The organism is Streptomyces longispororuber, assembly GCF_014656095.1.
GTDB classification, from domain to species: domain Bacteria; phylum Actinomycetota; class Actinomycetes; order Streptomycetales; family Streptomycetaceae; genus Streptomyces; species Streptomyces longispororuber.
This window is the reverse complement of record NZ_BNBT01000066.1, coordinates 1-14,323: the sequence shown is the minus strand read 5'-3', so window position 1 is coordinate 14,323 and position 14,323 is coordinate 1. Positions and strand designations below refer to the sequence as shown.

General features: G+C 69.1%; 14 protein-coding genes and 1 pseudogene. 9 read left to right on the top strand and 6 right to left on the bottom strand.

The features are described 5' to 3' along the window. The first annotated feature begins 230 nt into the window (after positions 1 to 230). The 4 genes from IE330_RS20790 (at position 231) to IE330_RS20775 (ending at position 3,053) form a co-directional block, all read left to right on the top strand. Positions 231 to 539: a hypothetical protein gene (locus IE330_RS20790; RefSeq protein ID WP_190137586.1), complete on the top strand. Its 309-nt coding sequence runs from the start codon at positions 231 to 233 to the stop codon at positions 537 to 539. Positions 540 to 625: 86 nt separating this feature from the next. Then, positions 626 to 889 (top strand): hypothetical protein, encoded by a 264-nt coding sequence (locus tag IE330_RS20785; RefSeq protein ID WP_190137585.1) that lies wholly within the window; start codon positions 626 to 628, stop codon positions 887 to 889. 126 nt (positions 890 to 1,015) lie between these two features. After that, a complete protein-coding gene (locus tag IE330_RS20780; RefSeq protein ID WP_190137584.1) occupies positions 1,016 to 1,288 on the top strand; it encodes a hypothetical protein in 273 nt (90 codons plus the stop codon). A gap of 835 nt (positions 1,289 to 2,123) precedes the next feature. Continuing rightward, positions 2,124 to 3,053, top strand: a complete 930-nt coding sequence (locus IE330_RS20775; protein ID WP_190137583.1) for a C40 family peptidase — start codon at positions 2,124 to 2,126, stop codon at positions 3,051 to 3,053. Positions 3,054 to 3,942: 889 nt separating this feature from the next. Here IE330_RS20775 and IE330_RS20770 read toward each other — a convergent pair. From IE330_RS20770 to IE330_RS20755, 4 genes and pseudogenes are all read right to left on the bottom strand, one after another. After that, on the bottom strand, positions 3,943 to 4,644 hold the full coding sequence (locus IE330_RS20770) for a GAF and ANTAR domain-containing protein (RefSeq protein ID WP_190137582.1): 702 nt from the start codon (positions 4,642 to 4,644) through the stop codon (positions 3,943 to 3,945). A gap of 68 nt (positions 4,645 to 4,712) precedes the next feature. Then, complete coding sequence (locus IE330_RS20765) at positions 4,713 to 5,453, bottom strand: ANTAR domain-containing protein (protein WP_190137581.1); 741 nt, start codon at positions 5,451 to 5,453, stop codon at positions 4,713 to 4,715. 359 nt (positions 5,454 to 5,812) lie between these two features. After that, on the bottom strand, positions 5,813 to 7,093 hold the full coding sequence (locus IE330_RS20760; protein ID WP_190137580.1) for a PAS domain-containing protein: 1,281 nt from the start codon (positions 7,091 to 7,093) through the stop codon (positions 5,813 to 5,815). Positions 7,094 to 7,208: 115 nt separating this feature from the next. Then, a pseudogene (locus IE330_RS20755) lies at positions 7,209 to 8,661 on the bottom strand (NF041680 family putative transposase). A gap of 400 nt (positions 8,662 to 9,061) precedes the next feature. Here IE330_RS20755 and IE330_RS20750 point away from each other — a divergent pair. The 3 genes from IE330_RS20750 to IE330_RS20740 all read left to right on the top strand — a co-directional run bounded on the left by IE330_RS20750 (position 9,062) and on the right by IE330_RS20740 (position 10,826). Then, positions 9,062 to 9,511 (top strand): hypothetical protein, encoded by a 450-nt coding sequence (locus IE330_RS20750; RefSeq protein ID WP_190137579.1) that lies wholly within the window; start codon positions 9,062 to 9,064, stop codon positions 9,509 to 9,511. A 232-nt stretch (positions 9,512 to 9,743) separates the two neighbouring features. Then, positions 9,744 to 10,211 carry an RICIN domain-containing protein gene (locus IE330_RS20745; protein ID WP_190137578.1) on the top strand — a complete coding sequence of 156 codons (468 nt, stop codon included), beginning with the start codon at positions 9,744 to 9,746 and terminating at the stop codon, positions 10,209 to 10,211. A gap of 336 nt (positions 10,212 to 10,547) precedes the next feature. Continuing rightward, on the top strand, positions 10,548 to 10,826 hold the full coding sequence (locus tag IE330_RS20740; RefSeq protein WP_229925797.1) for a hypothetical protein: 279 nt from the start codon (positions 10,548 to 10,550) through the stop codon (positions 10,824 to 10,826). A 219-nt stretch (positions 10,827 to 11,045) separates the two neighbouring features. On the opposite strand, the gene IE330_RS20735 is transcribed toward IE330_RS20740, so the two are convergent. Both IE330_RS20735 and IE330_RS20730 read right to left on the bottom strand, forming a co-directional pair. Then, the gene (locus IE330_RS20735; RefSeq protein ID WP_190137577.1) at positions 11,046 to 11,273 is read right to left on the bottom strand and encodes a hypothetical protein; all 228 of its coding nucleotides are present in this window, start codon (positions 11,271 to 11,273) and stop codon (positions 11,046 to 11,048) included. Between the two features lie 173 nt (positions 11,274 to 11,446). After that, a complete protein-coding gene (locus tag IE330_RS20730) occupies positions 11,447 to 12,079 on the bottom strand; it encodes a hypothetical protein (RefSeq protein WP_190137576.1) in 633 nt (210 codons plus the stop codon). A 260-nt stretch (positions 12,080 to 12,339) separates the two neighbouring features. Between IE330_RS20730 and IE330_RS20725 the strand changes: the two genes are divergently transcribed. Together IE330_RS20725 and IE330_RS20720 are read left to right on the top strand one after the other, a co-directional pair. Further along, positions 12,340 to 13,350 carry a helix-turn-helix transcriptional regulator gene (locus tag IE330_RS20725; RefSeq protein WP_190137575.1) on the top strand — a complete coding sequence of 337 codons (1,011 nt, stop codon included), beginning with the start codon at positions 12,340 to 12,342 and terminating at the stop codon, positions 13,348 to 13,350. A gap of 152 nt (positions 13,351 to 13,502) precedes the next feature. Then, positions 13,503 to 14,057, top strand: a complete 555-nt coding sequence (locus tag IE330_RS20720) for a hypothetical protein (RefSeq protein ID WP_308439031.1) — start codon at positions 13,503 to 13,505, stop codon at positions 14,055 to 14,057. Positions 14,058 to 14,323: the final 266 nt, after the last annotated feature.

The window sequence follows — 14,323 nt, the reverse complement described above, 5'->3', positions numbered from 1 at the left end:
GTGCCCGAATGACTCCGGGGCGGGTCGTTCATGTCCGCCGGTGGGCGGACGTCAACACGGCGGCTGGCGGGTGCGTCTTGCGGTTCCGTGTCCCCTGGGTCGGTGCGGTCGTTGGCTGGTACGTCAGGTGTTCATCCGACGACACGGAGATGTGATGAACCGTGCGCGGGTCACCTGGCCATCCGTTCCGGCCGGCCCCGGTCCACGGGGCCGGGAAACGAAGGAAGCCCATGAGGCGCTACAACCCGCCCGCACGCTGCAAACGCCGCCTGGCCCCGCTCGGTCCGGCCGCCGCCCTGACCGCCGCCGTGACCGGCACCGTCCTGATGGCCGGGGCCGGGGCGGCGGTCGCCGACACCAACACCGGCACCCAAAGGTCCACCATGCTGTGCAACGTGGTGCTGCTCTCGCCCGGCGCAGACCTCGACGGCTGCTCCAACCTCCAGGTCACCGGCCAGAACATGACCAAGAAGGGCACCGCCAACACCGCCCTCGTCGACTACGCCAAGGCCGAGACCGTCGCCGGCCTGCTGCCCTGACCCTGGAGGCGCTCCACGCACGGCCCGCATCCAGCCACGCGCCAGTGCCGCCCTCTGATCGTCCACGTCCCTGGAAGGGGAAACCCATGCACGCGCTCCTGCGCCCCACCGCCCTGCTGGCCGCGGTCGGTGCCCTCGCCCTGGCCACAGCAGGCTCCGCCGCGGCCGACACCAACAAAAGCCAGCAGACCTCCAGCATCAGCGGCCCCACCGCCGCCCTGCTCACCCCAGGCGCCGCCCGCCCGGACAACGGGCAGGCCAGCCAGCAGACCACCGACAAGACCCACACCACCAACTGGGCCCTCATCGACTACAAGAACGAGAACTTCGGCCGCTTGGGCGGGCCTTGATAGCGGCAGCCGGCATCTCTGCCTCGGCATCCCCGGCACCCGCTCCCCCGGCCACACGTTCGGCCTCAACATCCGCCCCCGGCGGCGTTTCACGGCAGACACTCACCCGCGAAAGCAGGCACACCCATGACCAAGACGCTCACCCGCTCCCTCGTCCTCGCCGTGGCATGCGGCGCCCTCGTCCTGACCGCCGCCGGCACCGCCGCCGCGGACACCAACAAGAGCCAGCAGACCTCCAACATCAGCGGCCCCGTCGCCGCCCTGCTCTCCCCCGGCGCAGGCCCCGGCGACAACCACCAGAGCAGTGAGCAGAACATGTTCAAGCGGCACACCAGCAACTGGTCGGTCATCGACTACATCGAAGCCCCCGGCCTGCCCAGCATCGCCGCAGGCCTGTAAGCCCGGCACCCGTGACCGCTCCGTGCTGACCGCTGACAGCCCGGAGCGGTCACGCAGCCGGGCCCGCGCCGCACAGCGGCGCCGTGCTTCCCCAGGCGCAGGCGCTCTCCCGGCCCGTGCCGGGAAGGCCCTGGCCCAGCACTTATCCGCCGGACGGCCCGCCGCCCTGCCCGGCGCGGTGGTCCTCCGGGCCGAGGAGCCGACGCAGGAAGTCGGCGCCGGCCCTGAACTGCTCCGCCGTCAGCCCCGTCTCCCACTCCGCCCGCTGCGGACTGAAATGTTCCTTGACGGGACCAGATCAGCTTAGTGATAGTGCTCGCCCAGCGCTCCTCGTCCGGTGGTGGGGGCCGCAGCCGCCGGGTGAGGTCGTGCAGGCACTCGGCCGAGCAGACCATCGCCATTCGGCTTCCGTGGTCGGGGTGGACCGCCGAGGGAATGGGCACCACCGATAGCAGCGGGTCGTCTCCGTCGAACACACCAGGCTCCACGATCTTCCCGCATCCATCGCAGTCGAGCAGGCAGGAAAGCTGTACGACTGCGGCACCGAGCGAGCACCACACCGCGCGTCCCCGGCGCCACGGCCACCGCGAACTTCAGAAGCGAGGCGGGCCGGAACGATCCTTCTCAAGCGCGGTGGCTTCCCCTGGAAGCGACCTTGCAGCCCTCACGTCGACTTCGTCTCATCGCGCTGACCACCGCGTGGCCGCACCTGCCCCCGCTGACGGAGACCGCGGTAGGCACCACCTCTGTCGGCAAGCCGACGGGCGTACTGCCGACCGCACCACCACCGCAGCCTCCACACCCCCACGGCCCCGCACGGGGAGGGTGATGCACCATGCTCAAGGCCGCCTGCACCGCCCTCTCCGCTCTCCTCCTGCTTGTCGCGGCGGCCGCCGCCGGAGCCGGCAGCCTGTTCTCCTCGTTCACCGGAGGCATGAGCCGCCCCAGCGGCACCGCGCTCTCCGACATCCCGACAGGCTACCTCACCCTCTACCGCCGGGCCGCGACCACGTGCCCCGGCCTGGACTGGTCCGTGCTCGCCGCCATCGGCAAGATCGAATCCGACCACGGCCGCAGTCCCCTGCCCGGCGTCCACCGCGGCTTCAACGAGGCGGGCGCCCGCGGGCCCATGCAGTTCCTCACCCCGACCTTCCGCCAGGTCATCGCCCGGCACCCTCCGCCGCCGGGCGGCACGAGGCCGCCCTCGCCCTACGATCCCCACGACGCGATCCACTCGGCCGCCGCCTACCTGTGCGACTCCGGCGCCCGGCACAGACGCGACCTGCGCAAGGCAGTGTTCACGTACAACCACGCGCATTGGTACGTGTCGCAGGTCCTGACCCAAGCACGGGCCTACCGCAGCAAGGAACCGCCCAGCCCCACCCCGGGCGCCGCCGCCAGGCAGGCAATCACCTACGCCCGAGGACAGCTCGGCCTCCCCTACGTCTGGGGCGGCGACGGCCCCGCCGCCGGCGACCGCGGCTTCGACTGCTCCGGCCTCACCAAAGCCGCGTACGCGGCAGCAGACGTGTCCCTGCCCCGCACCGCCGAGCGCCAGTTCGCGACCGGCCCGGCCGTGCCGGGCGGACAGCGGATCGAGCCCGGGGACCTCGTCTTCTACAGCCGTCCGGACAACGCCAACCACGTCGGCCTGTACATCGGCGGCGGCCGCATGATCCACGCCCCGCGCAGGGGCGCGCCCATCCAGATCTCGCCCTACCGCTCCGCGGGCGACAACTACGTCGGGGCCACGAGGCCCGGCTGAAGATGTACTGATGTTCGCGGGCCGATATCGGTTGGGCAGATGACGTGCCCATGGGTGGCCGATATCAACGCACGTCGAGACGCACCCAGATGCTTTCTCAGAGGACGACGTCGAAGGGGAACTGGCTGCCGAGGACCAGGACGGGGACCGAGACCAGGGTGAGGAGCCGATGCGCATCATCCATCGCTTTCGCAAGGCGGCGGAGTACACCAACTTGACCAAGGTGTGCTAAGGATTCGTAGCCGGTGCCAGCCGCTTGGTTGCACGCCTGCGCGGACACAAGGCCCGAGCCGACCTGCTGCGGGGCCGGTAGCCATGAAACAGCGGACCGGACAGCTCGCTGGACACACCAGCCCGGGGTAAACAGGCTGGGCCGTGTGGTTGCCCTCTTCGCCAGTCGTTCTACGCTGTTGGGCAGGCAGTCTCGCGATCCGCTGGTACGGCGGTCGTTCGGGGCCTCCGGCAGACCCCCAGTCCCCGGGTCGCAACCGCCATCGGGACGACCCAAGCCGCGCACGGCGGACACACGCGCGACTTGGGCCCTTCGTCCTCCCGGCTGTTCCAACCGGGGCTACCTCCCGCGGGCCCCGGCCCGGTGAGGACGGAACCGCGCGAGGAGCACGCGGTGAAAGGGGAGTAACCGCGTTCATCCCCGCGCTCACGGCCGCCGCCAGGACACCGCCTGGCGGCCGCCGTCGACCAGTGCCGCCCCCGGTCCTTCGACGTTACTGCCAGCGCTCCCGCACGCCTACGGCCTGTGCGGTCACGCGTCCTTCGAGTCTTGCCTTCGTGCCCGGAAGAGGACTCACGGTGTCGCTGAGGGCCAGCCCGGCTTCCTCAAGGATGAGGTGGGGGGGCATCCGCACCGCCTGGCACTGCGGTGCCGCGGTCAGTTGTGGGAGTCGAGGCGCAGGTGGCCGGTGATGACGGCGCGGGCGACGTCGGGCAGGGCCTGGTTGTGGCGCCAGGCGTGGGCCCGCAGGCGCAGCAGGGCGTCGTCGATGCTGATGGCGAGGCGGACGGAGAGGACGCCGGCGGCCTGGTGGACTTCGGCGCGGTGCAGGTCGGGGCCGCCTGTTCCGGTGGCCAGGGCGTGGGGCGGGGTGTGCAGGAGCAGGTCCAGGGCGATGCGGGCGAATCGGGTGATCTCCTGGCGCTGGCGGGCGGGCAGGGGGCCGGGGGTGATGCGGTAGCCGGTCAGGACGCCGGCGGTGACGACGCCCAGGAGCAGAGGGTGGGCGATGACGGCGCGGGCCGGCGTGTCACAGGCGGCGGGGGTGAACAGAGGCCAGCGGGCGGCGGACGCGGTGGACAGGTCGGCTTCGGTGACGGTCTGGCCGGTGCGGGCGGCGTCCAGTGTGGGGCCTTCGCCGAGGGTGGTCTGCAGGTCCTCCAACGCGCGGCCAAGAGCGTCGGCGGGATCGGACCACAGCAGCTCGGGGGGGCCGCGGGTGGGCAGCAGGCTCAGCGTGACGGCGTCCAGGCGCAGCAGACGGGCGGCGTCGGCGGCCTGGGCGGCGGACAGGTCGGCGCCGGTGCGGGCGGCCTGGCGCAGACGCTGAAGATAGCCGGGGAGGTCATCGCGGGCCATCACTCATCTCCTCCCCCCGGGCTCGGGTGGGAGGCCGCTGCGGGTGCCCGGCGGTGGCGGGCACCGGGTCACTGGGAAGGGTCGAGTAGTTCGGCGGGCACGTCGCCCCGGGCGATGCGGGCTGCCAGCTCGGTGAGTTTCTGCTGCCGGGAGCGGGCGTGGACGCGCAGCCGCTGGAAAGCTTCGTCCATGCTCAGATGGAGGCTCGCGGAGAGCACACCTTTGGCCTGTTCGATGACCAGACGGCTGTCCAGCGCTCGTTGCAACTGTGCCAGGACCGTGTCCTTGTCGATCAATTGCTGCTGGTGAGCCAGGGCCACGGCGGCGGCGTCGGCCAGTGTCCTTGCCAGCCGCAGGTCCTGGTCGCTGACACCGGCCGGGTGGGTCATCATCAGGTTCATGCCGCCCAGCGCCATCTGGGGCAGGCCCAGGCTCACCGCGGCGACCGCTGTGATCCCCGCCCGCCGGGCGTAGGGGGCGAAGCGCGGCCAGCGGACGCTGCCCGGCGGGCCGGTCAGTGGGGTCACCGGCAACGGCTGCCGGGCGCGGGCGCTGTCGATGCAGGGGCCCTCCCCCAGAGCGGACTGCTCCTGTTCCAGGGCCAGGCACAGTTCATCGGAAGCGGTGACGTGGACAGGCTCATGGGTGTCCCGGTCCAGGACGGTGACGCCGGCGCAGCGCACTTGCAACAGTGCGACCACCTGGCCGGTCAGGTCGTGCAGCAGTTCCAGCGGATCGAAGTCCGCCCGGCGGTGCACGAGGTCGAGGACGGCGTCGGCGATGCGTGCTTCGCGGTCGGTGGTGGGCATACGGCGCCTGCCGGTCGGCTGGCTTCCGCCTGTCTGCCGGCGCCGACAGGGTCCGGGCCTGCGGGGCGGGGGCGAAAGGGGGAGGCGGCCTCATCGGGAGGCCCGGTCGTGCCCGCTGACGGGCGGGGCATGCACGCGCCTCCCTTCCTGCAAGTGCCCGTCCAAGACCGTCGCAGCACCGGTGTGTACCCGGCTGTGGCAGCCTTACGGTACGTTCGGCAATTTACTCGCACAGCGCAAGGCGGAGCAGGGCAGCGCCCCGGATTTCTGGACAGTCTCGGTCGGCCTTCCGGGCCCCTATCCGGCTGTGCACCATCGTCACGCCACCGCCTGCGCCACCTCAACGCCTGACGCAACCGTCACAGAGGGCTACCCGGGTCCGGGGGAGGGTGGGCGATGAGCGAACGGGCGAGATCGACGACGGACACCCGCTGCGCTTGAGCCCGGACCCGCAGCCACTGCAGAGCCTCCCCCGTGCCGATGCCCAGGGTCGCCGCGACGATCCCGGCGGCGACATGGAGGTCGTCCTGATCGGCGGTGGCTCTGACCTGTTCGATGATCTCGCTGTCCATGTCGGCCAGCAGCACCGACGTGATGATCTGGGCCAACGTCTCCGCCTGGGCGGGCGGCCCTTGACCGCGGGCGCCCCGGCGCCTCCGGTACAGGGTGAGAGTGCCGAGCGTGGCGGTGGCGGTGCGCAGGGGGTAGGCGAAGGCAGCACCCACACCGAGGCCGAGTGCGGCCTCGGTGAACAGCGGCCACACAGTGCCGGACCGGTCCAGGTCGGCAACCAGCACGCGCTCCCCGGTGTCGAACGCGGCCAACGAGGGGCCGTCGCCGGTAACGTACTGCACCTCCTCGACACGGCGGGCCCACGCAGAACTGACGGCCAGATGCTCGGGCATCCGCCCACCGCCGTGCAAGGTGATCACAGCGGCGTCGGTACCGGGCAACGCCGTGACCGCGGCGCCGCACACCGCGGCGGCACACCCCCCGGAGGGGGCCTGGCGGGCGGCATGCACCACGGCGTGCCACAACGCATCACGCCGGGCGAGGCTCGCAGGCCCGGCGCCATCTCGCGCCGGGCCGCCCGGCGTCGCCTGCCCGGCGACCACCGCGCGGGCGGCGCGTTCGTACCGAGTGACGGCCAGCATCGCGCGGCGTACCAGCCCGGGCGGCTGCCACGACCCCGTCACGGCAGCACCGTTGCGGGCCTCACGCAGTGCCTCGTGCACCGCGGTCACGTCCTCGACATGGTGCAGGGCGCCCACCACGCGGCCCTCGGCGTCGATCAAGGGGGAGTTGACCGGGCTCCAGACCTTGCGGCGGAAGGCGCCGGAAACGCGCGAAGCGGGGATGCTGTAGGGCTGGATTCCCATGTCGTCGCTGGCGCCGCGGCTCAGCACGCGTTCCAGGGAAGCGGACAGATCGCGCACGCCGGTCGCGGTGGCGTCCCCGGGATCGTCGGGGAACGCGTCGAACATGAACGCACCGATCAGTTCGTCCCGGGACCGCTCGGTGGCGCGCAGATAGGCCGCGTTGACCCCCCGGATGAACATATCCGTGTCGAGTACCACATACGGAGCCGCGGTCACCTCGAACAACCGGCTCTCCGAAGTCGCCGTCAGCACCTCATGCACCGGCACTCACCCCCAACCGACCCGGGACTTACACAGGTGCCTGTCGGCAGGCTAACTCCGCCCCGCAGGAGCTGACAGTGGCTATTCGGGCGACCACACGCACATCAGCTTGTTCCTAGCCTCTTTCGTCGCGCTCGGTGAGATTCGTGGGGCGTCTGACGGTTTTGCCGACGTCGTAACGGATGGTGGGCTGGCGGTTTCTGGAGCCAGGCGGGCGTCCGGGGCCTGGGCGGCTGGGTTACGGCCCATGGGCCGGGTGGGCGAGGTGGGGGGCGGATGCGCCGGAACCCGTGGCGGACGTGGGTCGGCGTGAGGGCGGCGCCGGGAGGGGTGGTCTTCTCCCAGGGCTTGCGCCGGTCGACGGCGAGCGGTGCGGCGAGGCGGAGTTGGGTGTGTGCGGCGATGACGAGCCAGGTCCAGCGGTCCGCCGCCTGCGGGTCACGAACCCGTGGCCGTGTCCAGCCGAGGGACTGCTTGAACAGGCGAAGGGTGTGTTCCAGGTCGAATCTGCGCAGGTAGCACGACCAGACGACGTCGACACCGTTCGGGGCGGCGCCAGTGGCGGAGGAGCACAGCCAGACCGATGAAGCGTCCCGGTCGCCGGGCAGGTGATCGACGTTGAGCCGGATCAGCGTGCCCCCGATGACGGGGAGTTCGCTGTCGTGGTCGATCCATGCGGATCGCTGCCGCAGCCGGGGATGCAGCCGGTCCCACGCCTGGGCTTCGGCCTTGCCGTAGCGGGATGTGTCGTTCACCGTGACCACGGACGGTTCGGGCCAGGAGACGGGCCTGGCCAGGCTGAACTCCCTGCCATGCCTGGGCGGCCGCCCGCCCTGGGGATAGGACTGGGCGTACTCCTTGAGCGAGGGCGCAGACCTTCGCAGGACACGGTCCGAACGCAACCGCCCGACCAGTTCGACGGGTAGGTCGCGCAGCACCCAGGACAGGCGCATCACGTCGTATCCCGCGTCCATCACGACCGGGATGTTCCGGTCGCCGTGCTGCCACTGACCCGCCGTGACCAGGCGCTCGACCACGGACCGCAGCTGGCTGGCGGTGGCGGCCGCGACGTCGTCGGCGGGCCCCAGCCGGACCGCGTCCAGGACCTGCGTCCACGAAGTGCGGTCCGGGGTGAGCACGGCAACGAACGAGTACGGCCAGCCCGGCACCACGTGGTCCGAGGAGCGGCCGTTACGGCCGTGGACCGGGCAGAACAACCGATCCGGCGAGCAAGCGGCGTCCGACCGTAGCCACGGCGAGACGTCGACGGTGAGCACGATCCGCCCGTCGAACCGCGGAAGCGGCAGGGACACCAGCAGGTCACGCAGGGTGTTCACGTCGAGCCGACCATGGTTCAGGGCGCCGCACAGCGACCCGTAATTGCGCTGGTGCTCAGCGAGCAGCGACAACTCCACCGGCGTCCGCGTCGGGCTGTCCGCGCATAACAGCGCGTCGGCCGGCTCGAAGAACGCATCCGCCCGCGCAGACAGGCACCCGTAGAAGGCCGTCCGGAAGTGGGACAGTTGCGCGATCGCCTCCCGCCCGTCGATCTGCGGCAGCACACTCACCCCACGGCCTTCCTGGTGACCTCCCCTACGCGGTAGCAGAGTTCAGAATCGTGAGGAAGGCCGCCACACACCCTGTAATCACTCCAAAGAGTGAGGATATGACCGGCGAAGAGGTTAAGGAACAAGATCAAAAGCTGTGCCACATCCCTTGATCGGTGACGTTATGCAACTGCATGGCGGGTTGCCATGTCGTGAGCATCTGTGGGCCGAGGAGCTGGCACCAGGGGAATGGTGACGGACTTGTCCGGTTTTCCTCCCTGTGGTTGTGAGCGTGGTGCTGCATGCTGTCCCTGCCTTGGCTGCGGGTGGCCAAAGGGCCGGAGGTTCCAGGGGCCGCTGGAGCCCGCGTCCATGGGCGTGCGATGCCACCGTGTGTGAATGACGCGTTCCTGGAGGGAACATGAGTCGCATAGCGGAGTACGAGTTAAGGCTCGACTGGGTCCGGATCGACAACGTCAGCGAGGGCTCCGACGACTCTGTCGGCGAGGTCTACGGAAGCATCGTGCTGGATGACGCGACCCTGTGGCGGCCGACTGTCGGCAACATCTTCGGAGGCACTCACGCGACCTATCTGTCCATGCGCGCCGGGGAGTTCTTCAAGTTCCCCGAGAGCCGGTCCTCGCGCCGGCACTTCGACGAGGACGCCCCCCAGCAGTCCGTCGCCTTCCACCTGAAGATCAACCTGAGCGAGAGCGACGAATGGAACGCGGACGACATCATCGCCCGCGTCAATGAAGAGATCCGGCCCAACCCGACCGACTTCACCGGGAAACAGAGCCTGACCACGGAGAAGACGGCATCCTCGGACGGCAGGATCACCTACCAGTACACGCTCACGCGGCTCGGCTAAGCGGTCCCGGTGAAATCCACTGGTGATCCTTCTGGGTTGTGTCGGGAGGCGTGACCGCGTTCCGCCCGGGGCGCAGGTGTGAAGGCAAGCGGGTATCGACCATGGCCGAAGGGCGCTCTGGTTGGTGTGGCCGCTGGATCCTAGTGTCCTGCTGGAGTAAGGGGGCGGCGCTGATTCGCTGGGGGATGCGCCGTCCTGTGCCGTGCGTCGTCACGAAGGAGAGTGGATTCGTATGCCGGATGAAGCGCAGTCCGTCGAGATCCCGTCCCGGGCCCGGCTCATCGCTAGGCACAGCGGCAAGGTCGTGTGCGTGGGCGAGGCGTCCACTGCCGACGGGGCTCACGTGATTCAGTTCACACGAGGGGGGAATGGCAACGAGAAGTTCACGCTGGAGCCGGCGGAGGACGGCTACTACCGCATCGTCGTCCAGCACAGCGGCAAGACCCTGGGGGTTGAGGACGTCTCGAAGAAAGAGGGGGCCGGTCTGATCCAGTGGAAGCGGGTGGGCAGCGATAACGAGAAGTTCCGCTTCGAGCCCCAGCCCGATGGCGGCTTCCGGATCCTCGTCAAGCACAGCGGCCAGTACCTGGACGTGGCGGGCGGGGCCACGGGCAACGGTGCCCGCCTCGTCCAGTGGCCCCGCAAGGACGTCGACAACCAGCTTTTCCAGCTCGAAGCCATCCCGGACAGCGACTGGTAGCCCGCGACTGGCGGTTGTCCGTCAGGGGGTCGGTCCTGGGTCCTGGAAAGCAGCGGGGCGACAGGGGTGGGGCGTCCGGCGCAGCCGTCACAGCTTCCGTGCACGCTTGCGCATGCTTGCCGTGTCAACGCAGTGCCGTGGGGAGCCAGGCGGACGGCAACCGGCTGCATCCGGATGCGTACGGGCATGGAGCTCGTTGGCCTCCACCGCCACGATCTCCTCGACGGTGTGCGGCCGGGTGCGGGGCGGCCTCAGTGGCCGGGTAAGGCGGCGGGTCATGAGGGTGATGAAGGTCCAGGTGAGGTGACTCAACCGGCCTTATACCGACGGATGTTCATGCGACCAAGCTTCAGGCCGGTCGCCGTCAGACCTGATCTCGGAGCTACCCACGCGAAGGAGCGAGAGACGACCACGCAGTACGGCAACCAGTTGGTCGGGCGGCACCATGCCCCGGCCAGGAACGGTGCCGGCGAGAACGTTCTCAGCATCATCGTGATCGTCCTCAGCACGATCGGGCTCCTCTTCCTGCCGATCGTCTTCGAGCTTGGCGGGCCGATCCTGGCTCTCATCGCTATGTTCGCCAGCACGAACCGCTCTCCACCATCGCCCTGGTAGTCGGCTCCGTCGGACTGCTGGGCGGAACGATGCTCGGTGTCTTCGTCGCCAGCTAGTGAAACCGACCGGACGCAGTAAGGTGCCATCTCGGCGGCCCGAAGCCCGCACTCTGCATGGGGGGTTCAGGCCGCCGAGGTTGCTCGCGCTCTCGGTCACGTGTGGTACGACCTGTTCCGGCAACCCGGCAGGCTCACGAAAGAGCGACCGTGGACGCCGCGTTCAGGATGGACGCAGAAGCATCAGGCGCCGATGGGCCCGGGATTTCAGCTCGTCGTCGGCCCCTTCGAGTAGACGTGGTCCGCGAGCAGCAGGCTTGTCGCCCTTCAGCCCGGAGGCCGCGCTCGGGCGGATGGGCGCGAAGTGGTCCAGGTACTCGGTGACGGCCCGCTCCCCGGCGTAAGCAGTGCGGCCGGTGCGTTCGGCCTCGCCTGCGAACAGGTCGGGCACCCGGTCACGGCGGCTCCATGAGTCCGTCGGACCCTGGCCATGGCGTCCTCTTCGCGCGGCCACAAGGTGTCGATCAGCGCATCGAACTCGTTGACCGCGAGGTCGGTGCGCGCCAGCGTGGTTTCCTCGTCCGCCCACTGGTCGTAGTACTTGATCGACAGCCCGAGGGTACATCAGTAGGCTTCGAGACCGAACCGGAACCCGTCGGGGTCGTAGCCGTCGACGTCCAGCGCGAACGGGCTCCTGCCGCCATGTTCGTGCGCCCACGGCGTGTGCTGCCGAACGCCGTAGAACCCGTTGTCGAACGCCTCCACCGACAGGCGGAAGTTGCTCAGCCGGTAGGTGCCGGGCCACTCGCGGGTTTCGAGGAAGACCCGGTAGCCGTCAGGATCGTACCCGTTGGTGTCAGTGACGAGATCCGTCTGCCCGCCACCTTGACTGGCCCATGGCGTGAAATGGATCTGCCCTTCCTCGACGTTGCCGTCGTTGGCCTGTGCGCCGATTCGGAAGTCAAGGTCCCGCAAAGTGCTGAACTGTGTCATGTCCAGATTGATGGACATCGCGTCCGGGTCGTAGTAGTTGCTGTCACCGGCCCACGGCGAGACGCTGTTCCCGAAGTTGGCGTAGTTGGTGAATCGCTCGGTTCCGAAGCCGGATCTGCCCGCTTCGTCAGCCAACTGGACGCCGACCCGGAAATCACGGAAGGGTACCGCCTGCGCCTCCGCGGCCATCAACAGACTCCCCATCACTGTCAGTGCGGCCACCGCGGACCCCAGCGACCACCAGTGTTTGATTTCGCTGATCACATCTCCTCCTGTCTGTACGGCGGAACAGCGTGTGCATGCATGGCTTATCCATGAGCCCAGCGCAGCCTTCTTTTGGCATGGCTGGAGGAGCTCCGCGCTCGATTGAAGTACTGATGGACGGCGAGCCATTGCCCCTGTCCGGTGTCAAACGGCACCGCCGACGGAGGACCTTCAAGACCCCTTAGTCGCCAACTATCTCTAGCACCACCGCGGTCGAGAATCCCGAGAGCTCGGGGGTTGGCCTGTGCCATACTCCTGGTATGGCCACGGGGGTTGAGCTGATCTGCCGGACCGCGATGAAAGCCGCGTCAGAGGTAGGTACCGTGCCCGAGCTGGGCGACCTGCTCTCGGGCCTGGTAGGGCAAGTCGTCCCACACGACGGACACATCCTGTTCGGGATGGATCCCGTCACCCGGGCCGGCTGCTTCGGCGACTTGAACAACTGCTATTCCCCGCAGGCGCTGCAGCGGATCGTCACCGACACCGCGCGCAGCGACAGCGTGCGCGACCGCACCGGCCCTGTCCGGGTGCTCACCCCAGGCATGTCCGACCCACGCCACAGCACCCAGCTGCGGATCATGAGTGCCGAAGGATTCGCCAGCGAGCTACGCATTGAACTCACTGGTGGTGGCCGAACCTGGGGCATGCTGATCCTGCTGCGTGCACAAGGCAGCACACCCTTCTCCCTCACCGACACCGCACACGCCGCGGCCATGTCCCAGCCGCTTGCCATTACGCTCAAGCGCTTCGTCGCCAGCACCCCACTGGGTTCGGCGCGTAGCGATCTACCACCCGGTCTGATCATTCTCGGCCCCGACAACGGCATCAGAGCGATCACACCGAGCGGACGTGAGGCGGTGCGCTCCCTGACCCACGACCGAGCCCACGACGGTGAGGAAGTCCTCGATCCTGTCTGGGACATCGCTCAACGGGCCCGCCAGGCCGGCGGGCCCGTGGTATGCCGAAGCTTCTCCACTCGGGGATGGGCCGCGGTGTACGCCCAGCCCCTGGGCGAGCCATCAGTCGGCGACGTGGCGGTAACCATCCAACCGGCCCCTGCCGAGGTGCTCCTCCCCGCCATCACCGCCTGGTACGGCATCACCCCCCGAGAACAGACAGTGATCGAGCGCGCGCTCGAAGGTCTCTCCGTCAAACAGATCGCCCGCCGCCTGGACGTGTCCATACACACCGTCAACGACCACTTCAAAGCCATTTACCGCAAAACCAGAGTGACCAGCCGCAACGAACTCACCGCAAGCCTCACGCACTGACCACCGCAGGTCGCAGGTGGCAACGCCGCAACCACACCAGCGACCGCGCCGAGCCAGATACGACGGCAGCCGCGCAGTCACGCCGCCGACCATCCGTGAGTACGTGGCCCTCGGCGGCTGCCGTCGGCCTTGGCCTGCTGAACGCTCTCGGGTTGTACGACGTCGTCCGTGACCGGCCGAAGGCGGGCGAGCAGCCGCACCCCACGCAGCACCAGGACGTCACCGAGGCTCCGCTGGCCGGCCGCGGCGAACCGCTGTGCGAGCCCGGCCGCAAGAGGGAGCACAAGGTGCAGGTCTTCCCCGACCAGTTCGCCGCGTGGTTCGGCACGGAGCTGGCCACCAGTGCGCGCGCAGCGGCGCTGCTGTTCCCCCGCATCGACCCGGCCGCCGCGCCGAACCTGGTCGACGGTGACCGCACGGTCGGCACCAGCGACTTCACGTCGAGCGCCACCGAGGACCGCTACCCGGACCACTTCGGCCTGGCCCACGGCATCGACGGCGGCGGCAGCGCCATGTCCCGCTCCACCGTCACCGACCGGCTCGCCCCCTCCCGCACCACCAGGTCGTCCTCGGCCACGACACCCAAGCCAACGCCGACTTCCTCGGCAAACTGGCAGACACCGCGTGCGCACAGATCCCGCGAAGCGGGCCAACGAAGCAAAGGAACCGTCGGCCACATGATCCACTCGCCGAGTTGTGGACGGTAGCTGGAGTTCCTCGCGACAAGGTTCCTGAGGTTTTCCACCCCGCTCACGGAGATGTCGGCAGCTTTGAGCCGAAGGTCTGAGCCGTTCCACAAGCTATGGGCGACGGAGATCGATACCCGGGTGACCTGATACATGAGGTCGTCGTCGGTCGGCTTCTCCCCAGCGAGTTGCCTGGAGAGGGAGATGGATTCCTCGCCCACCGCGACTGCCTCCTGGTATCGCTGTTTGTGGGCGAGGAAGGCGCATGTGGGCCATGCGGTCCACTC